The organism is Psychrosphaera haliotis, from assembly GCF_039523615.1.
In the GTDB taxonomy this organism is placed as follows: Bacteria; Pseudomonadota; Gammaproteobacteria; order Enterobacterales; family Alteromonadaceae; genus Psychrosphaera; species Psychrosphaera haliotis.
Genome location: NZ_BAAAFQ010000006.1, coordinates 239,124 through 261,161 on the forward strand (window position 1 = coordinate 239,124; position 22,038 = coordinate 261,161).

Genomic DNA, 22,038 nt, shown 5'->3' on the forward strand with positions numbered 1-22,038 from the left:
TTATTTTGAATTCTTTGCGTCTTTAACTATTTCACGCACATCTTTTAGCAACTGTTGAGAGTCGTAAACTATGCCGTCTTTAACCGTAAATCGTAAACCTTTGACTCTGGTTGGCTGGTTATTATCATCCAACTTGTAATGCCCAGTCCCATACAAAACTTTAAAGTTATGTAACGGGTTTTCAGTACTTACAATTAGATCGGCTCGTTTACCAATACTGATACTGCCTATCTCATCTTCCATACCTAGCGCTTCTGCACCGTTTAAGGTTGCGGATTGAATCACTTCTAGCGAATGAAATCCAGCTTCTTGTAATAATTCCAGCTCACGAATATAACCAAAACCAAATATCTTATAAATATAGCCCGAATCTGAGCCGGTAGTAACTCGACCGCCATGGTTTTTATAATCGTTTAAAAACGTCATCCACTTTTTAAAGTTGTTTTTCCAATTTATCTCGTCGGCCGTAGTCCAATCAAACCAATAGCTTCCGTGTGCGTAGCGGCTTGGTTCAAAAAACTTCCACAGCACAGGCAAGGTATATTCTTCATGCCAAATCGCTTGTCGCTCTCGCATAAGATCGCGGCTTGCTTCATAAATAGTCATGGTTGGGTTTAATGTAAAATCGAGACTGATAAGTTCATCACGAACTTGCTGCCAGTGCTCAGAGCCAATATCGGTGGCTTGGTTCCAAAGCTTTCCAGCTTCGGCAAAACGATGTTGTTCGTTGTTGTAATTGTAGTTTGCAGGGTAATGTTGAATAGTCTTGTCTTCAAATAAAGCCTCTGGTAATCCGTACCAATGCTCCATAGTAGTAAGACCTAAACGTGCTGAGTCTAAGGCACTCATGCTCATTACGTTAAGCTGAGCATGATGCATCATGGTTCTTAGACCTTGCTTTTTAGCTTCATCTAGCGCCGCAGCCATTACCTTAGGTGTTGCGCCAAAAAACTTAATGCCTTTTGCGCCTTTGCTTGCTATTAACTGAACCCATTCTCTGGCTTGTTTAGCAGTATAAATAGGCCCTTTATGACCCGTTCCAAATCCAACGTAAGGTACGATGCGAGGTGCAACAATGGTATTTTTTTCACTGCGCTTTTTGTGTTCTAGTACCCAATCCAAACCGTTAAAGCTACCTGGCTCACGAATAGTGGTAATACCGTGACCAAGCCACAGCTTAAATACATACTCAGCTGGTACTCCGTCAGTTGAACCGCCAATGTGTCCATGCATATCAACAAAACCAGGCAATACAAATTGACCTTCAATATCAATTTCAACATCGCCTGGCTTTGCTTTTAATCTGCCCTGTTCTTTTATTGGCACTCCAGGGTAACCTACTGAACGAATATTTTTAATTCGTCCTTTTTCAATTAGGATGTCAACAGGACCTCTGGCTGGTGCGCCTTCACCATTTATTAAAATACCACCTCGAAAAATAATACGATCAGCTTGAAGGCCTTCGCTCGATTTTCTTTCTGGTGCTTTTTCACCTGGCCCGGCAACCGCAGATAATGAGCCCACCGATATGCAACTTACCAACACGACTGCACATACTTTTTGCCACGCCTTCAAGCATAAAGCCAATTTTTGGTTGCCTGTCATCACTATCAACACCCTTCATTTAGTTATGTCGCTGTATTTATTCCATCAGCTTAAAACAAATCCTATTAAAAAAGGAGTCTGGTTTTAAGTTCTCAGTCACTTTAATTAACTTTTAGAGTTTGCCTGCTGTTCTAACTGCTCATTTAATTTGTTTTCAACCGCTTTAGGGGAACCTGTATTTCTGGCAATCCAAAAGTAAGCCATTGGTACAACATAAAGCGTAAGCACAGTAGAAAAGGCAACACCAGAAAATATAACAACACCAATAACTTCTCGGCTTTCCGCGCCAGCACCGCTGGCTAGCATTAACGGAACCGCACTCATTACCGTAGAAAATGATGTCATAACAATTGGGCGTAAACGTTGCTTTGCTGCGCGTATTAACGACGTTTTAAAGTCTCCGCCTTTATCTCGCAACTGATTGGTAAACTCGACAATGAGTATCCCGTTTTTGGCGGCTAAACCTATCAACATCACCAAACCAATTTGACTGTAAATGTTTAAACTTAGGCCCGCGATTTCCAAACCCATCAAAGCTCCAACTGCAGCTAATGGTACCGCCAACATGATCACCAGTGGGTGAACAAAACTTTCAAACTGTGCCGCTAACACCAAGTAAGTAATAGCCATTGCCATCAACATAACAAATGCAATAGAGCTGCCTGACTCTTTGTAAAGCGCAGACTCACCTTTATAGTCAACTTGAACCGCATCAGTAATATTCTCAGCAACAACTTGGTTTAAGAAATCTAGTGCCTCGCCTAACTTATATCCATCGGCCAAGTTTGCTTCAATAGTAATGCTGCGCATTCTGTTATAACGATTTAACGTGCCCGCTGTCGCTTGTTCTTTAATAGTAACTAAGTTAGACAACGGAATGAGTTGCTGCGTTCTAGCAGATCTCACGTACAAATCATTAAGCGCAGAAGGTGTTGCAAATGCTTCATCTGGGCCTTCTAAAACCACTTCATATTCTTGTCCGCGTTCAATGTAAGTTGTCGCGCGACGTTGCCCTAGCGTTGCCTCTAATGTGCGGCCAATATCCGAAACCGACACACCTAAATCCGCAGCTCTCAGCGTGTCAATCTCCACCAGCACCTGTGGCAAAGTTTCTTTATAATTACTGTCTAAACGAAGCAATTTAGGGTTTTTACGAGCTTCTTCTAAAATTATGTCTCGCCATTGGGCTAATTGCTCATAAGTATCGCCTTGCAATACAAACTGAACCGGTCGACCTAAACCTCGTCCGCCAAGGCCACTTCTCATAATGGCAAACGCACGAACATCCGTTAAGGACTGCATTTCAGCAGAAATTTCGCCCATCACTTGTTCAGTCGGTTTTATACGGTGGTCCCAATCTGGCATACCAATAATCGCAATGCCGGCACCACCGCCAAAGCCTGGTGTTCTCACAATTACTCGGTCTACTTCACCGCGTTCGTAATACTTCAGTAGCTTTTCTTCAACCTTGTCCATATTGGCCAAGTTACTTTTATAGCTCGCACCTTCGGCTGCTTGTACGATCATGAAAAAGTTACCACGGTCTTCTTGTGGTGCAAGTTCCTGTGGGATTGTTTTAAATAGCCCGTAAATAAGAGCAAGAGACATAAGCATAACAACAACTAAACCAGCTTTGTTAGACACTGTTTTGTTCAGCTGTGCTTCGTAGCTTGTTTCTAATTTGTGAAAACCTTTATCTAACCACTGGCCTACTTTTGATTCGCGCTCTCGGTATTGTAATATTTTTGAACACAACATCGGTGATAATGTCAGTGCCGTAAAGCTTGAAAATATAACAGCGGCGGTTACAGCAATGGCAAACTCAACAAATAAACGACCAACATTTCCTTCTAAGAATACCAGCGGTATAAACACCGCAACCAATACTAATGTAGTGGCTATAACGGCAAACCCTACTTCTCTCGCCCCCTGATAAGCAGCTAATAGTGGTGGTTCGCCCTCTTCCATTCTTCGATAAATATTTTCAAGCACAACAATAGAGTCATCTACTACCAAACCAATGGCTAGTACTAACGCTAATAAAGTAAGTAAATTAATAGAAAAGCCTAAAACCATAAGTACCGTAAAGGTAGAAACCAATGCAACTGGCACAGTAATAGCTGGAATAAAGGTAGCGCGCACATTACCTAAGAATAGGTAGATAACCAGAACAACTAAAAATATAGCGATAAATAAAGTGTTATAAACTTCATCGATCGACTTGGCGATAAAAACAGATGAATCATAGGAGTCTTCAATTGATGTCCCTTCCGGCAATGTCGCTCGGATATTGTCCATCTCAGCTCTCGCGGCCTCTACAACATCTAAAGTATTGGCTTTGGACTGTTTAATGATCCCTAAGCCAATCATGTTTGCGCCGTTCCCTCTAAAGGTATTTTCATCATCTTGTGCGGTTAACTCAACTTTTGTAACGTCGCCTAACCTTACTAAATAACCATCATCACCTTTTGCTACTACCATAGATTGGTATTGCTCTGGAGTTTTATAAGCTCTTGCTATTCGAACGTTAAATTCGCGATCAATAGATTTTATTTCGCCCGCTGGCAATTCCACATTTTCGCGACGAAGCACATTTTCAATATCAGCAACCGTCACGCCGCGAGCGGCCATGGCATCTTTATCCAGCCATACTTTCATCGAGTAATCTCGACTTCCGCCAAGCCTCACACGAGCAACCCCATTTACAACAGCAAATCTGTCTACAATGTAACGTTTAGCATAGTCTGTCAGCTCTAATGTATTCATGGTTTCTGAGTTCAATACAAACCATACAACCACATCTTCATCGTCATTGGCTTTGAATACTTCTGGTGGTAACGCTTGGTCAGGTAAACTGCGCAGAGCTCTAGAGACTCGTTCTCTTACATCATTGGCTGCGGCATCAATATCCACCGCTGTTTTAAATTCTATGGTGATGTTTGAGCGACCATTACGTGAGCTTGAGTTAATATTTTTTACACCTGAGATCCCCGATATACGAGACTCTAGGATTTGAGTTATTTTGCTTTCAACTATTTCTGCTGATGCACCAGGATAGGAAGTACTTACCGACACAATTGGAGGGTCAATATCAGGGTATTGCCTAAGGGCCAACATAAAGAAGGCAACAATACCGAAGGTAACTAGCAGTAGGTTTACAACTGTTGCAAAAACCGGTCGTTTTACGGAGATATCAGAGAGCAACATAATTACGCATCCTTATTCGGTGTTGTCACTTGAGCGCCGTCACGCACTTTTAATACACCTTTAAATACGACTTGATCACCGGCTGACAAACCTTTCACCACTTCCGCTGAACCAGGCTTTCTTCTTCCTAAAACCACCTCTGTTTTAGAAACACTATTATCGTCTTTTAAAACATAAACAAAATGCTGATTGTTTATTGGGATAATTGCAGATTCTGGAATAACCAAAGCGTTGCTTGCTTCTGTAGTTACCTTTATTTGCAGTAACATGCCAGGTCTTAAAGACTTAGCTTCGTTATTAAAAATGGCTCTTACTGAAAACGCCCTTGAGGTTTTATCGACTCTTGAAGAGATACTGTCTATGACGCCTACAAAGGGTGCTTTGAATGCAACATGCATGGCGCTTACTTGTTGGCCAACTTCTACTGCAGTTAGATACTTTTCAGATAATTGGAATTCGACTTTTATTTTATTTACATCATCTAAAGTAACAATATTAGTACTTGTTGTTATCAGTTGTCCCGGGCTTATTTGACGTAGGCCAACTTGACCTGAAAATGGGGCTTTGATGAACTTTTCATCGAGTCTGACTTTTGCAACTTGCTGTTGTGCTTCTGTGGATTCGATCAAGCTTTCTTGCTTTTCAATTGCACTGGCCGCAGTCGCGCTTTGCTTTTCAAGATCTTTTAAACGCTTAAGTTGTCTTCTGTGTTCGTTTAAGGTTGCCTTGAATTCATTTACGTTGGCTTTTTCTTCATCGTGACGCATTGTTACCAATAATTGTCCTGCCTCAACAAACTGACCATCGTCAAAGTGAACAATATCAACTCTGTCTGTGCTATTGGCTTTTAAATCAATCGATTCATTAGCTTGTGCGGTACCGAGTGCTGCAATTTCCTCGTTGTATGGAATTGTTTTTGCTTCAGCTACTTCTATTAATATCGAGCCACCACCTCGTCGCATTTCACTCTTTTGCTCTGCTGGCCAAAAAGCGATAGCCAACATACCTGACAAAACAATAACAATCCAAAGAATTGGGTTTCTAAACATGAATAGATCCTACTAATAAATGATTTAAAAATTATAGTAGAATCATACCTGATTGAGGTAAACCAGCCATGTGATTTGGCTTGAGTTTCAATCACCTTATCTGAACATTCACAGATTGTTAGTAGTATTCTACTTTCTTTATTTTTCTTGGGCGGGTATTGATACGATACAAATCGAAAACTAGTTTCATATCTAGTTCAAGTTCTGTGGCGTAAGTGTCTCCTACAGGGTAAGACTTGACTAATCTAGCACCTCGGATCACACCTTCAACTTTTGCTTTAAGCTGATCATCTTGAGCGATTAAATTCTTAACTTCCGACTTTCCTTTGATCTGGTAACCATAAACCTGCTCGGCTAATTCTCTATAGGCGTCTAATTTTGATGCTCGCATTGCCATTATTTGCCTAATTTGTGGATCATTGCCGCCTTGAGCTGATATTGGTGCATAACCTACCGCCCGAAGAACAGGAAACTGCTTAGGCTTTTCATATTCCCAACTAACATGTTTATCCAGCAATGATGTGCAACCTGTTACTAACAGTGCTAAAAACAACATCGCAATAATTCGAATTTTCATAATTCACCTTCAAGCCCAATCTATTGGTAGCAAACCATTCAAATTTTAGGCCAGTTTATCCATAGGCTCTCAGTTAACAATTAGTATAGCCCGCTTAGCAAGTTATGATGCCAAAATGGTCTGTAAATTGCAGAATTGACTACAAACTACGTATTGCCTTTATCGTTTAAACTCAAACGACAATACTTTGACGGGTAGAACCTAACCATGAAGAGAAGCAAAACATGATTAACCCTGCATTAAATAAATTCATAGCATTAGCACTATTTTTAGCTTTGTCTTTTGCGGCACAGGCTGATTGGTATGAGGCTACTGGGCAAGCAAAAGTAAGATATGGCGATGTCGCTAGCGCTAAAACCAGAGCCACACAAGATGCCGTTAAGCAGGCTATGCTATTTGCGGGCGCTAATGTTGCTAGCATTCAACAGATTTCAAAAGGTTTATTAGTTGACGATTCTATCCAAGTTAGAGCTAATGGCGCTGTCAATCGAATAGAAATTGTAAGTGAACAGCAAAAAGGTGACTCTATATCAGTAACAATACGAGCCGATATATTTCCTGAAGAAAGAGCTTGTTATGCTGCAGAGTTTGGCAAAAAAGTAGCCATCACTCAATTCCCAATTCAACATTGGGAACACGCTAAAGTAGGTGGCCTGTATGGCCTAGAAAAAGAGATCCCTCGAAAAATTGTCGCTATGCTTCAGTCCGGCAGTTCAACAATATACCCAGTTGCGTGGTTAGATAAAAAACTTAGTGTGCATCAAGATTTTGACCAACAGGGAAAAGTTCGTCATGAACTGATTGATGCCGTTGCTCAAAACGCCAACTCGCAATTTGTCATGTTTGGTCGCATCAGTGATTTGTCTTTTGGCGATATGTCTAATTCTTATAGTTTTTGGGAAGACGATGAGTTTGAACGTTTTTTCACTTTCGAACTTATGATTGCAAATGCACTTACTCATGAAGTTATATATAAAAACAGTTTTCACACGGAAGCCGAATGGACTTTTGACATGAGGGAGACTGTAAATGTTAATAGCCGTAAATTTTGGAACTCTGAATATGGCTCGGCCATTGAGCGTAACCTAACTGACATGCGAGATGACATTCTTGGGCAACTTAGCTGTCAGCAACTTCAAAGCAAAATATTAGCAATTCAAGAAGGGAAACAAATCCAGCTCAATATTGGTCGTGGCCAAGGCGTCTTTATTGGCCAAGAATACCGAGTCTCTTATCGTGCTGACATTATAGATAACTCAGGGAACCTGCTAACCAACTTTGTAATTAGTCCTTATAGAGTTCGAATAACAAAAGTGTATGAAAACTCTGCGATTGCTGAATCCTTGGATAAAGACTTTATGAGTAACGTGCAGGTAAACGATGTGATTGAGCTAAAAGACTGGTCTACAGATTGGTAGGTTTCTGTTTTGAATTTAATTAATTTGCTATAGTCTTTAGTTATTATTTACGATGAAATTTTTCAGTCCAAAATATAATCAATTTGGCGCCTAACGGGGAAAACAATGACAATTGCAGCACTGCAGTCGATTGACGGCTTAGATTTAAAAACAGGCCTAACAAATTGCATGGATGATGAGCAACTTTATAAAGATGTTATCTCAATGTTCGTTATTCAATTAGACCAAGATATTCCAATGGTTAGACAGTTTTACAATACCCAAGACTGGATAGGTTTAGGCAAGGCTTGTCATGGCATCAAAGGTGCGGCTGCTAGTGTAGGTGCGCACAAAGTTCAAGACGCGTCTGCTGAATTAGAAAAGGCTGGTAAAGAGAACAATGGGGACGTTATCAATTCTCAATTTGAGCAATATATTGTGTTGCTTGAGTCTTTCAAGGCCCAAATATCAGCCGCTATATAATTCCCAAGCTTTTAACTGCTAATTAGCTTAGAGAGCTCTTTTATCGGGCTTTCTCCTTTAATTTTAGATTTTGTGCTTATCGGGTTTTTAAGCTCAATTATTTTACGACTTTCTAAATTCAAAACCTCATTCAATTTATCAAAATGAACAAAGTCTCTAAACAGTTTATTAAAACTGCCGTCCTGTTGTGCCAATAGAAGGCCTTTTTCAATACGTTCAGCAAGCCGCATATTTTCCATCGCGACAAAAAAGTAAACGTATGACGGGTAATGTAAAATAAATTTTGGTTCGATCATTATGCGTTCATCATTCATAAGCTCAAACTCTCTTAATATTTCATTTAACCCACGCGGAAAGTGATCAATTCTTTTGAGGTGTAACAACTCAATAATTGAACCATACAAACTTGCGGGGAAAACGCTAAATTTATTAAACTTTAAGATGTCATAATCCGGCCAATCGTGCCCTTGTCCTGCGGCTAGCTCCCGAAATTTATCGATGCTCTCTATGTTTTGAAACTCTTGAAGGCGATCTTTTAATATCAAGGAAACACGATAGCCTATCAACCCCTTTAACAAAGGTATCCTTATTGGTCTTGCGACTGTCTCTCTTGCTTTAGTTGATACTGACCAGTAAACGTCAATGCTTCGCCTTGTGTTTAACTCGTGTAACGCACGCTCTTGAATAATATCGCGATTGACGTAATTAATTTTAAAGGGTCCGAATTCAGTCTCGGTTTTAGTGAGTGCAAGCTGCAGAAGCTCAGAGTAGTAGTCTACTGAGTTGTAGTTTAAGGGCACTGAAGAAACAATACGAATCGTGTCTCCCTCTGCAGAATAGGACTCATTACTAAATGCATAAAAAGAAATAGACAGTGTTATGCCTACTATCAATGTTTTTAACAAAAACAAGTCATCGCACCTTCTGTTTAATTCTTAAGTTATATTTAAGATAGTCAAAAACAACGAAGGTGCGAACTTAAAGTTCAATCAGATTTAAAAGAACGTATTCTAAAAGTCTGTGCTTTAAAAGCCCGTATTTTAGAAGTACGTGTTTTAAAATTTAGTGATTTAGAATTTAGTGCTTTAGAGTTTGATGTTATCAAAGTCAGTTTTAGAATGACGTTCATGCACCTGTTGGGATTCGTCACCCCAGGTTTTGTTTACAACCTTGCCTCGTTTGACCGCAGGTCTTTGCGCTATTTTTTCTGCCCAAGCCACTAAGTGTGTATAACTTTTCACATCTAAAAACTCGGCGGCGTCATACAATTCCCCTAAAACCAACGCTCCATACCATGGCCAAATAGCAATGTCAGCAATGCTATATTCCTTGCCAGCCATGTAGTCATTATTAGCAAGATGCTTGTCCAAAACATCAAGTTGCCTTTTCGTTTCCATGGTAAATCTGTCAATTGGGTATTCAAAATTTTCAGGGGCATAGGCATAGAAATGACCAAATCCGCCACCTAAATAAGGCCCGCTTCCAACTTGCCAAAACAACCAAGACAAACAAGCTGCTTTATCATTCGGTGAGCTTGGAATGAAGCGTCCAAACTTTTCAGCCAAGTGCAATAAAATAGCGCCAGACTCAAATACATTGACGTTATTGGTCCCTGACTTATCAACTAGCGCTGGGATTTTTGAGTTTGGGTTAATATCCACAAAACCGCTACTGAATTGATCTGCGTCTTGGATCTTTATTAAGTGTGCATCGTACTCTGCACCCGCTTCACCAGCCGCCAACAACTCTTCAAACATAACTGTGGCTTTTACACCGTTAGGGGTCGCTAATGAATAAAGTTGGAATGGATGCTCTCCTACAGGTAATGATTGCTCAAAACGAGAGCCTGAATCTGGTCTATTTAAACTAGCCCACTCTCCACCATTTTCTTTATCCCAACTCCAAACCTTTGGTGGCGTATAGGTATTCTCTGACATAACAACTCCTTACTGTTTGAATAGGTTACGACCATCAGCAAGTTTAGATCATGTAAAGCGTGATTTAGTAAACCTCACCTATTAGCTCTAAGTGGGTCAAATAAATACGTACATCTAACTCAAGTTGATGGTAGTTAGGCAACATATACTCGCAAAGTTTATAGAATGCTTTGTTGTGCTCATATTCTTTAAAGTGAGCGAGTTCATGTACCACTATCATAGCGAGGAATTCTGGCGGCGCATTCTTAAATATAGAACTTATTCTTATTTCATATTTACGTTTGAGCTTAGAGCCTTGAACTCTTGCTATGCTGGTATGAGTTCCCAACGCATTTTTTATAACATGTAATTTGTTGTCGTATTCAATCTTACTTATAGGTTGAGACTTTTTTAAATATTGGGCTTTAAGTTCGAGAACATATTCCCGCAGTAATTTGTCATTATTAAAATGGTGCGGGTGTGGGTATTTATTTTTTAAATACGCCGTGAGCTTTTTAGAGTTGATAAGGTGTTGAACCGACTCAATAATTGAGCCGGGATAATTACTTATATACTTTAATTTTGTAAGGTTAGGATTAGGCAACGCTGCACTTTCCGTTTATTTGAATATAGTTTCAGCCCAACGACTTAATCCTGCCGTAACGCTACCAAAGTGATCGCCAACAACAACAGGCTTATTACCAAATTTCGATTTTATAAAATCATTAATGACTGGTGACTTTGCCGTACCGCCAGTAACAAAAATAACGTCAGGCTCTGCACCGCCTTGGTTGACCGCTTCGCTCATTAGCTTCGCAATACTATTAAGCTGATTCTCTGACGCTTCTAAAAAGAGGTTTCGGTCAACATCTTGGCTTAGATTTTCCGTTAGATAACCTAAATCAATATTGTTTGAATTACTTTCTGTTAATAATATTTTAGCTTGTTCTGCACTATTCACGAGTTGATAGCTGAGCTTTTCGTTATAAGCTTTTAATAATCGAGCCAGTATTTCTGGTTGCTCAGAGTCTCGTTGTAACTGCTCTAAAAAGCGTCCGTTTGCGTCACTATAAAAGTCTGTTTGAGCATTTACGTCATTAATAGCCACTGCTTTAAAATAACTATTCACTGGCATTGGTTTGCCAGACTTTAACTTACCGTTGATACCTAGGTTAGGCATAACACCTTTTAAAGCCAGCTGAATATCAAAGTCATTCCCGCCTACTCTTAAACCGCTGTGTCCCAACAGAGCCGCTGAACGATCGGCTTTGTTCATTAACTCTGGTCCCATAAGAAGCATTGAGCAATCCGTGGTACCACCACCAATATCAACAACCAATACTCTTGTTTCTTGTTTTAAACTTGCTTCGTACTCAAAACCTGCAGCCACAGGCTCATACTGAAACTCAATATCTTGATAACCAACATGTCTAGCGGCATTCGTTAATACTTCAATTGCTTGTTTGTTGCTTTGTTCACTATTACGACCTTGGAAATTAATTGGTCGCCCTATTACAACTTTAGTGACGTCGTGCTGTAACTCTTCTTCAACGTGATGCTTAACGTGTGCCATCATAGCTGCAACAATATGCTCAAAAAATACAATTTGCTGAGGCAGCAAGCCACTAGTCCCTAAGAATGATTTAGGAGACTTTATATAATAACCTTCACTTGGATCGTCTAAGTAGCGTTCTAAGGCCGACTTACCAAAAGATAGATGCTCCGGTATACCATCATAACGAAGGTCCTCTAAGGCCTCTTGCCCTTTCGAAATTAAGAAACCTCGAGAGTTAGCAAATGTGGACTTATAAGGTTCGTTGATATTTTTATGTAACCAGTTTGGGATAACGTCTCGACTTGGGGCATAAAGTGACGAAGACATAAATTTGCCGTGCTCACCTAACGTTAACATTTTTGGTTGCCCATTTTGCATTGTCGCAACAGCACAATTTGAAGTGCCGTAGTCAAAACCTATCATTAAAACTGCCTACTATATAAATTACGGCCGCGGATTCTACCTAATTGAGGGGGATTTTTCACTCTCTTGTTTGAAGAATTTGAGGCATAAAAAAACCAGAATGCCTATTTTACTAAGCTATTCTGGCTTTTATGGTTCTTAATGAACCTTATAATGGTGCGGATGGAGAGACTTGAACTCTCACGCCTTGCGGCACAGGCACCTCATGCCTGCGTGTCTACCAATTTCACCACATCCGCATATTTATATGCAAAAATTAGTTAACTGGTACGTCGTCTGAACCGTTAGACTCTTGCGCATCTCCAGCAGGAATTTCAGAAGGTAACTCCATATCCAGAGTTGCTGGCGCTGTTTCAGTTGGAACAGAAAGATCGCTAAACGCATCTTCTTGTTTTACTGAGTTTGCTGTCATGCTACCTAAGAAAATACTTAGGATAAAAAATGCAGTTGCTAGAAATGTGGTTGTCTTCGTCAGGAAGTTACCTGAACCATTAGAACCAAACAACGTTGCTGATGCTCCAGCACCAAACGACGCGCCCATATCTGCGCCTTTGCCTTGTTGAATAAGAATAAGTCCAACTAATGCTATTGCGATAATTAAATAAACTACAATTAAAATTTCGTACATGCTTTTACCTTAAGCTACTGCGTTTTTACAAATGTTTGTGAACGCTTCCACATCTAAACTCGCGCCACCAATTAGGCCGCCGTCGATGTTTTCCTTGGAAAACAATTCTTCACTATTTTCTGCCTTAACACTGCCACCATATAAGATGCGTGTTAAGTCTGCTAATTCTTGGCTATACCCAGCTAACGTTTTGCGGATCATCGCGTGAATTTCTTCTGCTTGATCGCCTGTTGCTGTTTTACCAGTACCTATTGCCCATACAGGCTCATAAGCAAATACAATACTGTCGGAGTAATTTGGTAATACATCTAACACAGCTTTAACTTGTTCAGTTATTACAGCTGTTGTTTCACCATTTTCTCTTTGTTCATCTGTTTCACCGATACAAATTATCGGTATTAGACCAGCGGCTAAAGTAGATAAAACCTTCTTTGCAACTATCTCATTTGTTTCATTAAACAATGAACGACGTTCAGAGTGACCTACAATAACATACTGACAGCCAACATCCCTCAACATTCTTCCAGAAATTTCACCTGTGAATGCGCCTGAATCTTGGATAGCTATTGTCTGTGCGCCTTTTTTAACGTCTTGTGTATCTTCATTAAGATAAACAAACGGTGGGCAAAGCACAGCTTCAACATTATCAGCATCTAACTGTTGGATATTGTTAACCATTTCAGTTAACAGTTGGCTATCGCCGTTTAGTTTCCAATTCGCTACTACTAGCGGTAATCGAATGGCCATTAGCCTCTCCTTCATTTAAGCGGCGAGATAGTAACAAACTCCCCAAAAAGTACAAGTAATGGATTCGTTATTCTGCGTGTTCCGCCACTTTATCGGCTACTTTTTGTGCTACTCGTTTTATTAACTTACCATCTTTACCTTCAGTCATAACTCGAATAAGCGGTTCTGTACCAGATTTTCTAATTAATATTCTACCTTCATCGCCTAATTCAACTTCTGCAGCTTGAATTGCTAACTTTACTTCATCAACTTCTAGTGGATATTTATTAGGCGCTGTACGAACGTTAATTAATTTTTGAGGGTACTTTTCCATGCCAGATTTAAGTTCAGATAACGTCATGCCGGTATCTACAATAGCCGCCAAAATTTGAACTGCAGAAATAGTACCGTCGCCGGTTGGTATATGATCTAGATTGATAACATGCCCCGAAGACTCACCACCTATTGTCCAGCCATTTTCTTTTAAAAGTTGCATAACGTAGCGGTCGCCAACATTTGCTCTTTTAAACGGTATACTAAGATTCTTAAGTGCAACTTCTAAGCCTAAGTTAGACATTAATGTGCCAACAACACCACCTTTAAGCTCACCTTTTTTAAGGGCTTGACGCGCTAAGATAAAGACAAGTTCGTCGCCATCGACTTCCATGCCCTTTTCATCAACCATAATTAAACGGTCACCGTCACCATCTAATGCAATACCAACATCAGCATTGTGCTGAAGAACGGCTTGTCGCAACGCATCTGTGTGCGTTGCACCACAATGATCGTTGATGTTTAAACCGTTTGGCTCAGCAAAAATAGAAATAACGTCTGCACCTAACTCTCTAAATACATTTGGTGCGATGTGGTAGGTAGCCCCGTTTGCTGTATCAACAACAATTTTCATGCCTTTTAGTGATTCAAGAGCAAAACGGCTCTTACAAAACTCAATATATCGACCAGCAGCATCATTTATTCTAAAGGCTTTGCCTAACTTTTCAGACTCTACGCAAGTAAGTTCTTGCTCAATCATTCTTTCAATTTCATGCTCTACTTCATCAGGCAATTTAGTACCTTCCGCAGAGAAGAACTTAATACCATTGTCGTAATATGGGTTGTGTGATGCGCTTATAACAATACCAGCATCAGCTCTGAACGTTTGAGTAAGATATGAAATTGCAGGCGTTGGCATTGGCCCAAGCAAGCCTACATCTACGCCAGCAGCGATTAGACCAGACTCTAATGCCGTTTCTAGCATATAGCCGGAAATGCGGGTGTCTTTTCCTATAAGTACTTTTCTATTTCCATTGCTGGCAAATACTTTGCCTGCGGCCCAGCCTAGTTTTAATGCGAATTCTGGCGTAATTGCGCCTTGTCCAACTAAACCTCTAATTCCATCTGTTCCGAAATACTTTTTACTCATTAATAATTCCTTTGTTCATCGCATTGTAAATGGTAACTGCTTGATGAGTCTCTGCGACATCATGGACTCGAAGAATGTTTGCCCCGTTACTTAGGGCTAACGCAGCAGCTATTACACTGCCCAGCATTCTATCATTTGTTTCTATATTTAATAAATTGCCAATCATCGATTTCCTCGACAATCCGGCTAAAATTGGCATTTTATATGTAACAAATTGATCTAAATCACCCAAAAGTTTGTAATTATCATCCAAAGTTTTACCAAATCCAAATCCTGGGTCTAACCATAGTCTATTTTTGGATATCCCTGCCTGCTCACACTCTGCTATTTTTTTGTCAAAAAACTGCTTAATTTCGCCCACAATGTTTTTGTATTCTGGCTTATTTTGCATCGTTTGCGGAGTACCTTGCATATGCATTAAACAAATAGGCACGTCAGTTTGTGCTGCAACTTCTAGCGCACCAGGTTGGCTCAATGCACAAACGTCATTAATAATGTCTATTCCATTCGCTAATCCTTCAGCCATTACATCGGCTTTAGAAGTATCTAAAGAAATAATACAATCAAATTCCGACTTGAGTTTTTTTATTACTGGAATGACTCTAGCTAGTTCAGTTTCAACACTCACCTTAGGTGCACCTGGCCTGGTTGACTCCCCACCTATATCAATAATATCAGCACCGTCTTTTAACATTCGTTCTGCTTGCTTTAGAGCCATATTTAATGAGTTAAATTCGCCACCATCAGAAAAAGAATCTGGTGTAACATTTAATATGCCCATAATTTTAGGTTGTTTGAAGTCGAATAAATTACTCACAAAAATACCCTGCTTGCTATTTCTAGATGTTAAATAAAAAAGGCTCCTATAATTAGGAGCCTTATCAAATTGTTATATTAAATTATGCGTCTTTCGGTTGCTCTTGATCCGATGGCGTAGAAGATTCTGCTTTTTGTTCTTCTGTATTGTCATTGTTAGAATTGTTAGGTTTATCACCTTTCTCATTCCAACCCGCTGGTTCGCGAACTTCTTTACGCTCCATTAAATCATCAATTTGTTTTGCATCAATAGTTTCATATTTCATTAATGCATCTTTCATTGAATGAAGTATGTCCATGTTGTCTTGTAAAATCTGACGAGCACGTTCATAGTTTTTATCAATAATGGCACGTACTTCTTTATCGATTAAACGAGCAGTCTCATCTGAAATATTCTTATGCTTCGCAGAACTGCGACCCATGAATACTTCACCTTCTTCTTCGGCATAAAGTAAAGGACCAAGTTTTTCAGAAAGACCCCACTGAGTCACCATCTTAGATGCTAAATCAGTTGCACGTTCAATATCGTTTGACGCGCCAGTAGAAACTTTTTCATCACCGTAGATAATTTGCTCCGCTAAACGACCACCGTATAGGCTAGAGATATTACTTTCTAAATGTTGTTTAGAGTGACTAAAACGATCTTTTTCAGGTAAGTACATGGTTACACCAAGCGCTCTACCACGAGGTATAATACTCACTTTATAAACTGGATCGTGTTCTGGAACCATGCGGCCAACAATTGCGTGACCTGCTTCATGATATGCCGTCATTTCTTTTTCAGCGTCGTCCATTACCATGGTCTTACGCTCAGCACCCATCATTATCTTGTCTTTTGCTTTTTCAAAGTCAGTCATATCAACTAAACGCTTGTCACTTCTTGCAGCAAACAATGCAGCTTCATTCACTAGGTTCGCTAGATCAGCACCAGAAAAACCAGGAGTACCACGTGCAATAAGTGCAGGCTCTACATCATTGCTTAAAGGAACTTTACGCATATGAACATTTAGTATTTGTTCACGGCCACGTACATCCGGCAATCCAACAACAACTTGTCTATCAAAACGACCTGGGCGAAGTAATGCAGGGTCTAATACGTCAGGTCTGTTAGTAGCGGCAATAACGATGATACCTTCATTACCTTCAAAACCATCCATTTCAACTAGCATTTGGTTAAGCGTTTGTTCACGTTCATCATGACCACCGCCCATACCAGCACCACGTTGACGACCAACAGCATCAATCTCATCTATAAAGATAATACATGGAGCTGACTTTTTAGCTTGGTCAAACATGTCTCTTACACGAGATGCACCAACACCTACAAACATTTCAACGAAATCTGAACCAGAAATTGCGAAGAACGGTACTTTTGCTTCACCAGCTACCGCTTTTGCTAATAGTGTTTTACCTGTACCAGGCTGACCAACCATTAATACGCCTTTCGGTATTTTACCGCCAAGCTTTTGGAATTTAGAAGGGTCTTTTAAGTAATCAACTAACTCTTGAACTTCTTCTTTAGCTTCGTCACAACCTGCTACATCTTTAAATGTCGTTTTAATTTGGTCTTCGCCCATTAAACGAGCTTTACTCTTACCAAATGACATGGCGCCTTTACCGCCGCCACCTTGCATTTGACGCATGAAGAAAATCCAAACACCAATTAGCAGTAACATTGGGAACCAAGAGATTAAAATAGACGTAAACAACGACGGCTCTTCAGGCGGAACACCAATAATTCTTACGTCGTTTTCGATTAAATCATTCAGTAAGTCTTTGTCGTATGCAGTTGGAATTAAAGTTTCAAACTTTTCACCGCTACGTTTAATTCCTTTGATCTGGCGATCTGAAATTTTAACTTCACGAATTTGACCCTGACGAACGTCTTTGATGAACTGCGTATAGTTTTCAGCGCCACTAGCGGATTCACTCGGTGTAATGTTGTTAAACACTGACATCAAAGCGACAGCCACAACTAACCAGATTATTAAATTTTTAGCCATATCACTCAAAGGAATAACCTCTTCCTGTTATTAATTAATTTAAGATTACTACAGTTTGTAACCTGTCGCTACTACGTACACCTCTCGAGATCTCGCTCTGGAGGATTCCGGTTTTCTTATTTTCACAACTTTAAACGCTGCTCTCATGTCTTTTACAAACTGGTCAAAGCCTTCGCCTTGGAACACTTTAACCACAAACTTTCCATCTTTACCTAATACTTGATTACACATATCAAGAGCCAGCTCTACCAAATACATAGAACCTGACTGATCAATCGCGTCATTACCACTTAAGTTTGGAGCCATGTCAGACATAACTAAATCTACAGTACGTCCGTTTATACGATCTAACAACGCATTTAGAACACTTTCTTCTCTAAAGTCGCCTTGTAAAAAGTCAACACCTACAATTGGGTCCATAGGCAATATGTCGCAAGCGATAAGAGTACCGCTGTTACCAATGTAATCAGCCGCATACTGAGACCATCCGCCAGGGGCTGCACCGAGGTCTACCACAGTATCACCTGGCTTCATCAACTTGTCTTTCTTTTGAAGCTCTTCTATTTTGAAATAGGCACGTGAACGCAATCCACGTTTATTCGCTTCTTTTACGTATTTGTCGTTTACGTGCTCTTCTAACCAGCGTTTACTACTAGCCGAACGTTTATCTTTTGCCATATGTCAGTTTATAAATTGGTAATAAGCTTAAGGTGGGGTAGAATATCGTTAATTCAAGTAATTATCATTGTTAAATTTGAGACTAGATGAAATTAACTAATAAACAAATACAATTTTTACGTGGTGAAGCGCATTCGCTTAAGCCTGTCGTTCAATTAGGTTCAAATGGATTTACTGAAGGTGTTTTGGCTGAAATCGAAAACTCTTTAGAAATTCACGAGCTTATAAAAGTTAAAATCCCGGCTCAAGACCGAGAAGAATTAAACCTTTATGTGGATGCTATTATTCGTGAGAGTAAAGCGGTAAAAGTTCAGCTTATAGGAAAAACCTTAGTACTGTTCAAACAGGCTAAAGAACCTCGAATCGTATTGCCAAAAGGTAAGTAAGCATCACAATTCGTTTTAGTTAAAACGAATATCATCAAAAGCCATTGCTAAACGCAGTGGCTTTTTTTTACCTCAAATAAATACAAACCCGCATAAATTTATAAACAGTGTCTATATTTAAAGTTACATATACTAACTTGAACTTCACATATGACTCTTGATTTTTTATCTAAAAGCAACATCGACGTTCCTCAAGAACAATGGAATGTTCTCATTGTGGATGATGAAGAGGACATTCATACCATTACTAAAATGGCGCTAAAGCGTTTTGAATTTGAGGGAAAATCTCTTAAATTTATTAGTGCTTATAGTGCTGAAGAAGCTCGCGAAACTTTACAAGAATATAAAGAGCTAGCACTTATCTTTCTAGATGTCGTTATGGAAACGGATGATGCTGGCCTTCAATTTGTAGAATGGCTTCGAAACGAAAATAAAAACCAAATGACAAGAGTGATTTTAAGAACCGGGCAGCCTGGTCAAGCGCCGGAAGAAGAAGTCATTATGAAATACGACATTAATGATTATAAACAAAAGACTGAGCTTGATAGAAGACGTCTTTTTACCGCAGTTATTTCAGCTTTAAGAGGCTACCGTGACCTCAGAGAGATTGATGAAACAAGGAAGTATGAACAAGAGTTTAAACATGGCCTTGAAAAAGTAATTGAAGCAACAGCAAATGTCATGGAAGAACAGAAGTTGACTAGCTTTTTCCAAGGGTTACTTCAACAAGTTTTATCTATTTTAAGGTTTGAACAAAAGGGGGCATTAATAAAAATTACCAATGCGGGAGGAACAATTTATGACAAAAGTGATTTTAAAGTCATAACTCAAATTGGAACTGATCTAGAAAATCAGTTAGATGAGAATCTTAAAAACCTCATGAACACTGCAATAAAAATTGAGGAGTCCGTATTTGAAGATGATACCTTTATCGCTTATTTACCCTCTCTATCAGCGCAAGAAAGCCTTATTTATCTCAAAGGCGTTGATTTAAACCAAATCAAAGAAATAGATATCAAACTGTTGCAAATGTTTTGTAGAAGCGCAGGTATAGCCTTCGACAATCTGATGATGAAAACTCAAGTGCAAAACACCCAAGCTGAAGTAATTAATCGTTTAGGAAATGCCGTAGAGTCTAGGTCCAAAGAGTCAGGGAACCATATAAGAAGAATGTCTGCCTTCTCTGGTATTATCGCTGAGCAATTAAAACTATCTACATATGAGTGTGAAATCCTAGAATTAGCAACTCCAATGCACGACATTGGAAAGATTGCGACACCGGATAGTATTTTGCTAAAACCGGGACGGTTGGACTTGTCAGAATTTGAAATAATGAAGCAGCACGCCACAATTGGCTATGAGATATTAGCTGGTTCAGAACTCCCCATTATTGTAGCTGCAGCGACGATAGCTCATCAACATCACGAAAAGTTTGACGGTAGCGGTTACCCCCATGGATTAAAGGGAAATGAGATCCATATATATTCAAGAATAGTTGCTGTCGCAGATGTATTCGACGCATTACTTCACAAGCGTTGTTATAAGCCTGCATGGACTCTTAACGATGTTCTTAGCCTTATAGAAGAACAAAGAGGTAAGCATTTTGATCCTGAAGTGGTAGATGCATTTTTTGAGTGCATTGAAAAGCTCATAATAGCGAATAATGAACTCACTGATAGCGAGGAGTAGTATCTATTATGCCTTTTCACACTGCTTCAAATAACGGTATTGCTGTATCAGACAAAGATATCATTACTGCGTTAATTGATATTTCTAAACTTATCACAGAAAAAAGTAAATCTTCTGATTTATATGAAAAAATACACCAAATCATAAGCAAAGTGATCTTCGTTCGCAATATAGCAATAGCAGAGGTTAATGACTTTAACCAAACAATGAGACTGAATTATTTTGTTGACGAAATGGATGGCAACTCATTTCAAGATAAAACTATAGATATTGGAAATGGCTTATCAGCATTTGCAATTAACGCCAAGAAACCTATCAAGCTTGACCAAAGCGAGATATTGATGCTTCAAAACAGTGGTCAAATAGAGCGTATCTATGGAACCATGTGCCATAGTTGGATTGGTATACCTATTATCAATGGCAACGACGTTTTTGGATTAATAATAGTCCAAAGTTACTCACCTAGTTTTATCTATAGCGAAAGAGACTTAGAAATTCTGACTTTTGTCGGCTCAAACATAAATATTTTAATGCAACAAAAACGAATTGAGGCCGAAGATAAACTAATTAGGGAGGAAATGTTACAAAAGGATAAAATGGCTTCACTGGGCCAATTAGTTGCAGGTATAGCACATGAAATAAATACCCCTCTTGGCGTCTGTGTAACTGGTATATCAAACCTTTATGAAGAGCATACCGTCTTCAAAAAAGCAGCTGTAAACGGCCTTGTCACTGAAAAGCAGTTTAACAATTTTATCGAAGATGTAGGTGAGACTTGCAGCATCATTAAAAGCAACGTTGAGAGAGCGAGTCGATTAATCTCAAGCTTTAAACAAGTCGCAGTTGACCAGTCATCAGAAACGATAAGACTAATTAATATTAAAAACTATATTAACGAAACTATCCAATCACTAAACCCTCTCATTAAAAAAACTAAACACTCTATTACCGTAACCAGCCCTGATTGTTTAGAAATTGAAACCCAACCTGGTGCGCTATCGCAACTAATAACTAATTTAATTACTAACTCAATTATTCACGCTTTTGAAGACATCAAGCATGGTGAAATTGAGATAATAGTCACTGAAAAAGATAGTAAATTAGAGGTTATCTATAAAGATAATGGTAAAGGTATGGACGAAGAGCAAAGCACAAAGTTCTTTGACCCATTTTTTACCACAAAAAGAGGTTCAGGTGGCAGTGGTTTAGGCGGACATATTATCTTTAATATTGTCGCGACTTCATTAAAAGGCTCGATAAAATTAGAAACAGCAATAGGAAAGGGTTGTAAATTTATAATAGCTATTCCAAACGTAAAGAGGTGTTAAGAAGAGTAAGATGTTAAATTCCAGGCAATAAAAAACCCCTCGCACAACGTGCAAGGGGTTAGTATGGGAGCCTGGCGGTGAGCTACTCTCGCATAGCAAATGCTACACTACCATCGCCGCAGCTGCGTTTCACTTCTGAGTTCGAAATG

At 39.4% G+C, this 22,038-nt stretch carries 19 protein-coding genes, 1 tRNA gene and 1 rRNA gene; 5 read left to right on the forward strand and 16 right to left on the reverse strand.

Annotated features, from left to right (window positions below; all coding sequences use genetic code 11):
• The 4 genes from ABD009_RS09385 to ABD009_RS09400 all read right to left on the reverse strand — a co-directional run bounded on the left by ABD009_RS09385 (window position 1) and on the right by ABD009_RS09400 (window position 6,438).
• Window positions 1-1,605 carry an amidohydrolase family protein gene (locus ABD009_RS09385; protein ID WP_343824800.1) on the reverse strand — a complete coding sequence of 535 codons (1,605 nt, stop codon included), beginning with the start codon at window positions 1,603-1,605 and terminating at the stop codon, window positions 1-3.
• A gap of 105 nt (window positions 1,606-1,710) precedes the next feature.
• A complete protein-coding gene (locus tag ABD009_RS09390; RefSeq protein ID WP_343824802.1) occupies window positions 1,711-4,812 on the reverse strand; it encodes an efflux RND transporter permease subunit in 3,102 nt (1,033 codons plus the stop codon).
• A 2-nt stretch (window positions 4,813-4,814) separates the two neighbouring features.
• A complete protein-coding gene (locus ABD009_RS09395; RefSeq protein WP_343824804.1) occupies window positions 4,815-5,861 on the reverse strand; it encodes an efflux RND transporter periplasmic adaptor subunit in 1,047 nt (348 codons plus the stop codon).
• 118 nt (window positions 5,862-5,979) lie between these two features.
• A complete protein-coding gene (locus ABD009_RS09400; protein WP_343824806.1) occupies window positions 5,980-6,438 on the reverse strand; it encodes an LPP20 family lipoprotein in 459 nt (152 codons plus the stop codon).
• Window positions 6,439-6,662: 224 nt separating this feature from the next.
• On the opposite strand from ABD009_RS09400, the gene ABD009_RS09405 reads away from it, so the two are divergent.
• Window positions 6,663-7,856: a flagellar assembly protein T N-terminal domain-containing protein gene (locus ABD009_RS09405; RefSeq protein WP_343824808.1), complete on the forward strand. Its 1,194-nt coding sequence runs from the start codon at window positions 6,663-6,665 to the stop codon at window positions 7,854-7,856.
• 105 nt (window positions 7,857-7,961) lie between these two features.
• Window positions 7,962-8,318 carry an Hpt domain-containing protein gene (locus ABD009_RS09410; protein WP_343824810.1) on the forward strand — a complete coding sequence of 119 codons (357 nt, stop codon included), beginning with the start codon at window positions 7,962-7,964 and terminating at the stop codon, window positions 8,316-8,318.
• A gap of 11 nt (window positions 8,319-8,329) precedes the next feature.
• Here the strand turns inward: ABD009_RS09410 and ABD009_RS09415 are convergent, their stop codons facing one another.
• The 11 genes from ABD009_RS09415 to rlmE form a co-directional block, all read right to left on the reverse strand.
• Window positions 8,330-9,229, reverse strand: coding sequence for a hypothetical protein (locus tag ABD009_RS09415; RefSeq protein ID WP_343824812.1), 900 nt, complete (start codon window positions 9,227-9,229; stop codon window positions 8,330-8,332).
• A 174-nt stretch (window positions 9,230-9,403) separates the two neighbouring features.
• On the reverse strand, window positions 9,404-10,255 hold the full coding sequence (yghU, locus tag ABD009_RS09420) for a glutathione-dependent disulfide-bond oxidoreductase (protein WP_343824814.1): 852 nt from the start codon (window positions 10,253-10,255) through the stop codon (window positions 9,404-9,406).
• 64 nt (window positions 10,256-10,319) lie between these two features.
• Complete coding sequence (locus tag ABD009_RS09425; RefSeq protein WP_343824816.1) at window positions 10,320-10,838, reverse strand: M48 family metallopeptidase; 519 nt, start codon at window positions 10,836-10,838, stop codon at window positions 10,320-10,322.
• 15 nt (window positions 10,839-10,853) lie between these two features.
• Window positions 10,854-12,212: a molecular chaperone gene (yegD, locus tag ABD009_RS09430; RefSeq protein WP_343824818.1), complete on the reverse strand. Its 1,359-nt coding sequence runs from the start codon at window positions 12,210-12,212 to the stop codon at window positions 10,854-10,856.
• A gap of 154 nt (window positions 12,213-12,366) precedes the next feature.
• A tRNA-Leu gene (locus tag ABD009_RS09435) sits at window positions 12,367-12,451 on the reverse strand.
• Between the two features lie 17 nt (window positions 12,452-12,468).
• Window positions 12,469-12,840 carry a preprotein translocase subunit SecG gene (gene secG, locus ABD009_RS09440; RefSeq protein ID WP_343824820.1) on the reverse strand — a complete coding sequence of 124 codons (372 nt, stop codon included), beginning with the start codon at window positions 12,838-12,840 and terminating at the stop codon, window positions 12,469-12,471.
• Between the two features lie 9 nt (window positions 12,841-12,849).
• Entirely contained in the window at window positions 12,850-13,587 is a 738-nt protein-coding gene (gene tpiA, locus ABD009_RS09445) for a triose-phosphate isomerase (protein ID WP_343824822.1), read from the reverse strand.
• Between the two features lie 67 nt (window positions 13,588-13,654).
• Window positions 13,655-14,989 carry a phosphoglucosamine mutase gene (gene glmM / locus ABD009_RS09450; RefSeq protein WP_343824824.1) on the reverse strand — a complete coding sequence of 445 codons (1,335 nt, stop codon included), beginning with the start codon at window positions 14,987-14,989 and terminating at the stop codon, window positions 13,655-13,657.
• Window positions 14,982-15,770: a dihydropteroate synthase gene (gene folP, locus ABD009_RS09455; RefSeq protein ID WP_343824851.1), complete on the reverse strand. Its 789-nt coding sequence runs from the start codon at window positions 15,768-15,770 to the stop codon at window positions 14,982-14,984. Before folP ends, glmM begins: the two co-directional genes overlap by 8 nt.
• A gap of 118 nt (window positions 15,771-15,888) precedes the next feature.
• Complete coding sequence (ftsH, locus tag ABD009_RS09460) at window positions 15,889-17,817, reverse strand: ATP-dependent zinc metalloprotease FtsH (protein ID WP_343824826.1); 1,929 nt, start codon at window positions 17,815-17,817, stop codon at window positions 15,889-15,891.
• A gap of 39 nt (window positions 17,818-17,856) precedes the next feature.
• The gene (gene rlmE, locus ABD009_RS09465) at window positions 17,857-18,486 is read right to left on the reverse strand and encodes a 23S rRNA (uridine(2552)-2'-O)-methyltransferase RlmE (RefSeq protein WP_155694561.1); all 630 of its coding nucleotides are present in this window, start codon (window positions 18,484-18,486) and stop codon (window positions 17,857-17,859) included.
• An 86-nt stretch (window positions 18,487-18,572) separates the two neighbouring features.
• Here rlmE and yhbY point away from each other — a divergent pair, with 86 nt between their 5' ends.
• The 3 genes from yhbY to ABD009_RS09480 all read left to right on the forward strand — a co-directional run bounded on the left by yhbY (window position 18,573) and on the right by ABD009_RS09480 (window position 21,889).
• The gene (gene yhbY / locus ABD009_RS09470; protein WP_343824829.1) at window positions 18,573-18,872 is read left to right on the forward strand and encodes a ribosome assembly RNA-binding protein YhbY; all 300 of its coding nucleotides are present in this window, start codon (window positions 18,573-18,575) and stop codon (window positions 18,870-18,872) included.
• Between the two features lie 150 nt (window positions 18,873-19,022).
• Window positions 19,023-20,561 carry an HD domain-containing phosphohydrolase gene (locus ABD009_RS09475; RefSeq protein WP_343824831.1) on the forward strand — a complete coding sequence of 513 codons (1,539 nt, stop codon included), beginning with the start codon at window positions 19,023-19,025 and terminating at the stop codon, window positions 20,559-20,561.
• A gap of 8 nt (window positions 20,562-20,569) precedes the next feature.
• A complete protein-coding gene (locus tag ABD009_RS09480) occupies window positions 20,570-21,889 on the forward strand; it encodes a GAF domain-containing sensor histidine kinase (protein WP_343824833.1) in 1,320 nt (439 codons plus the stop codon).
• Window positions 21,890-21,958: 69 nt separating this feature from the next.
• On the opposite strand, the gene rrf is transcribed toward ABD009_RS09480, so the two are convergent.
• Window positions 21,959-22,038 (reverse strand): 5S ribosomal RNA (rrf, locus tag ABD009_RS14185); the annotation flags it as partial.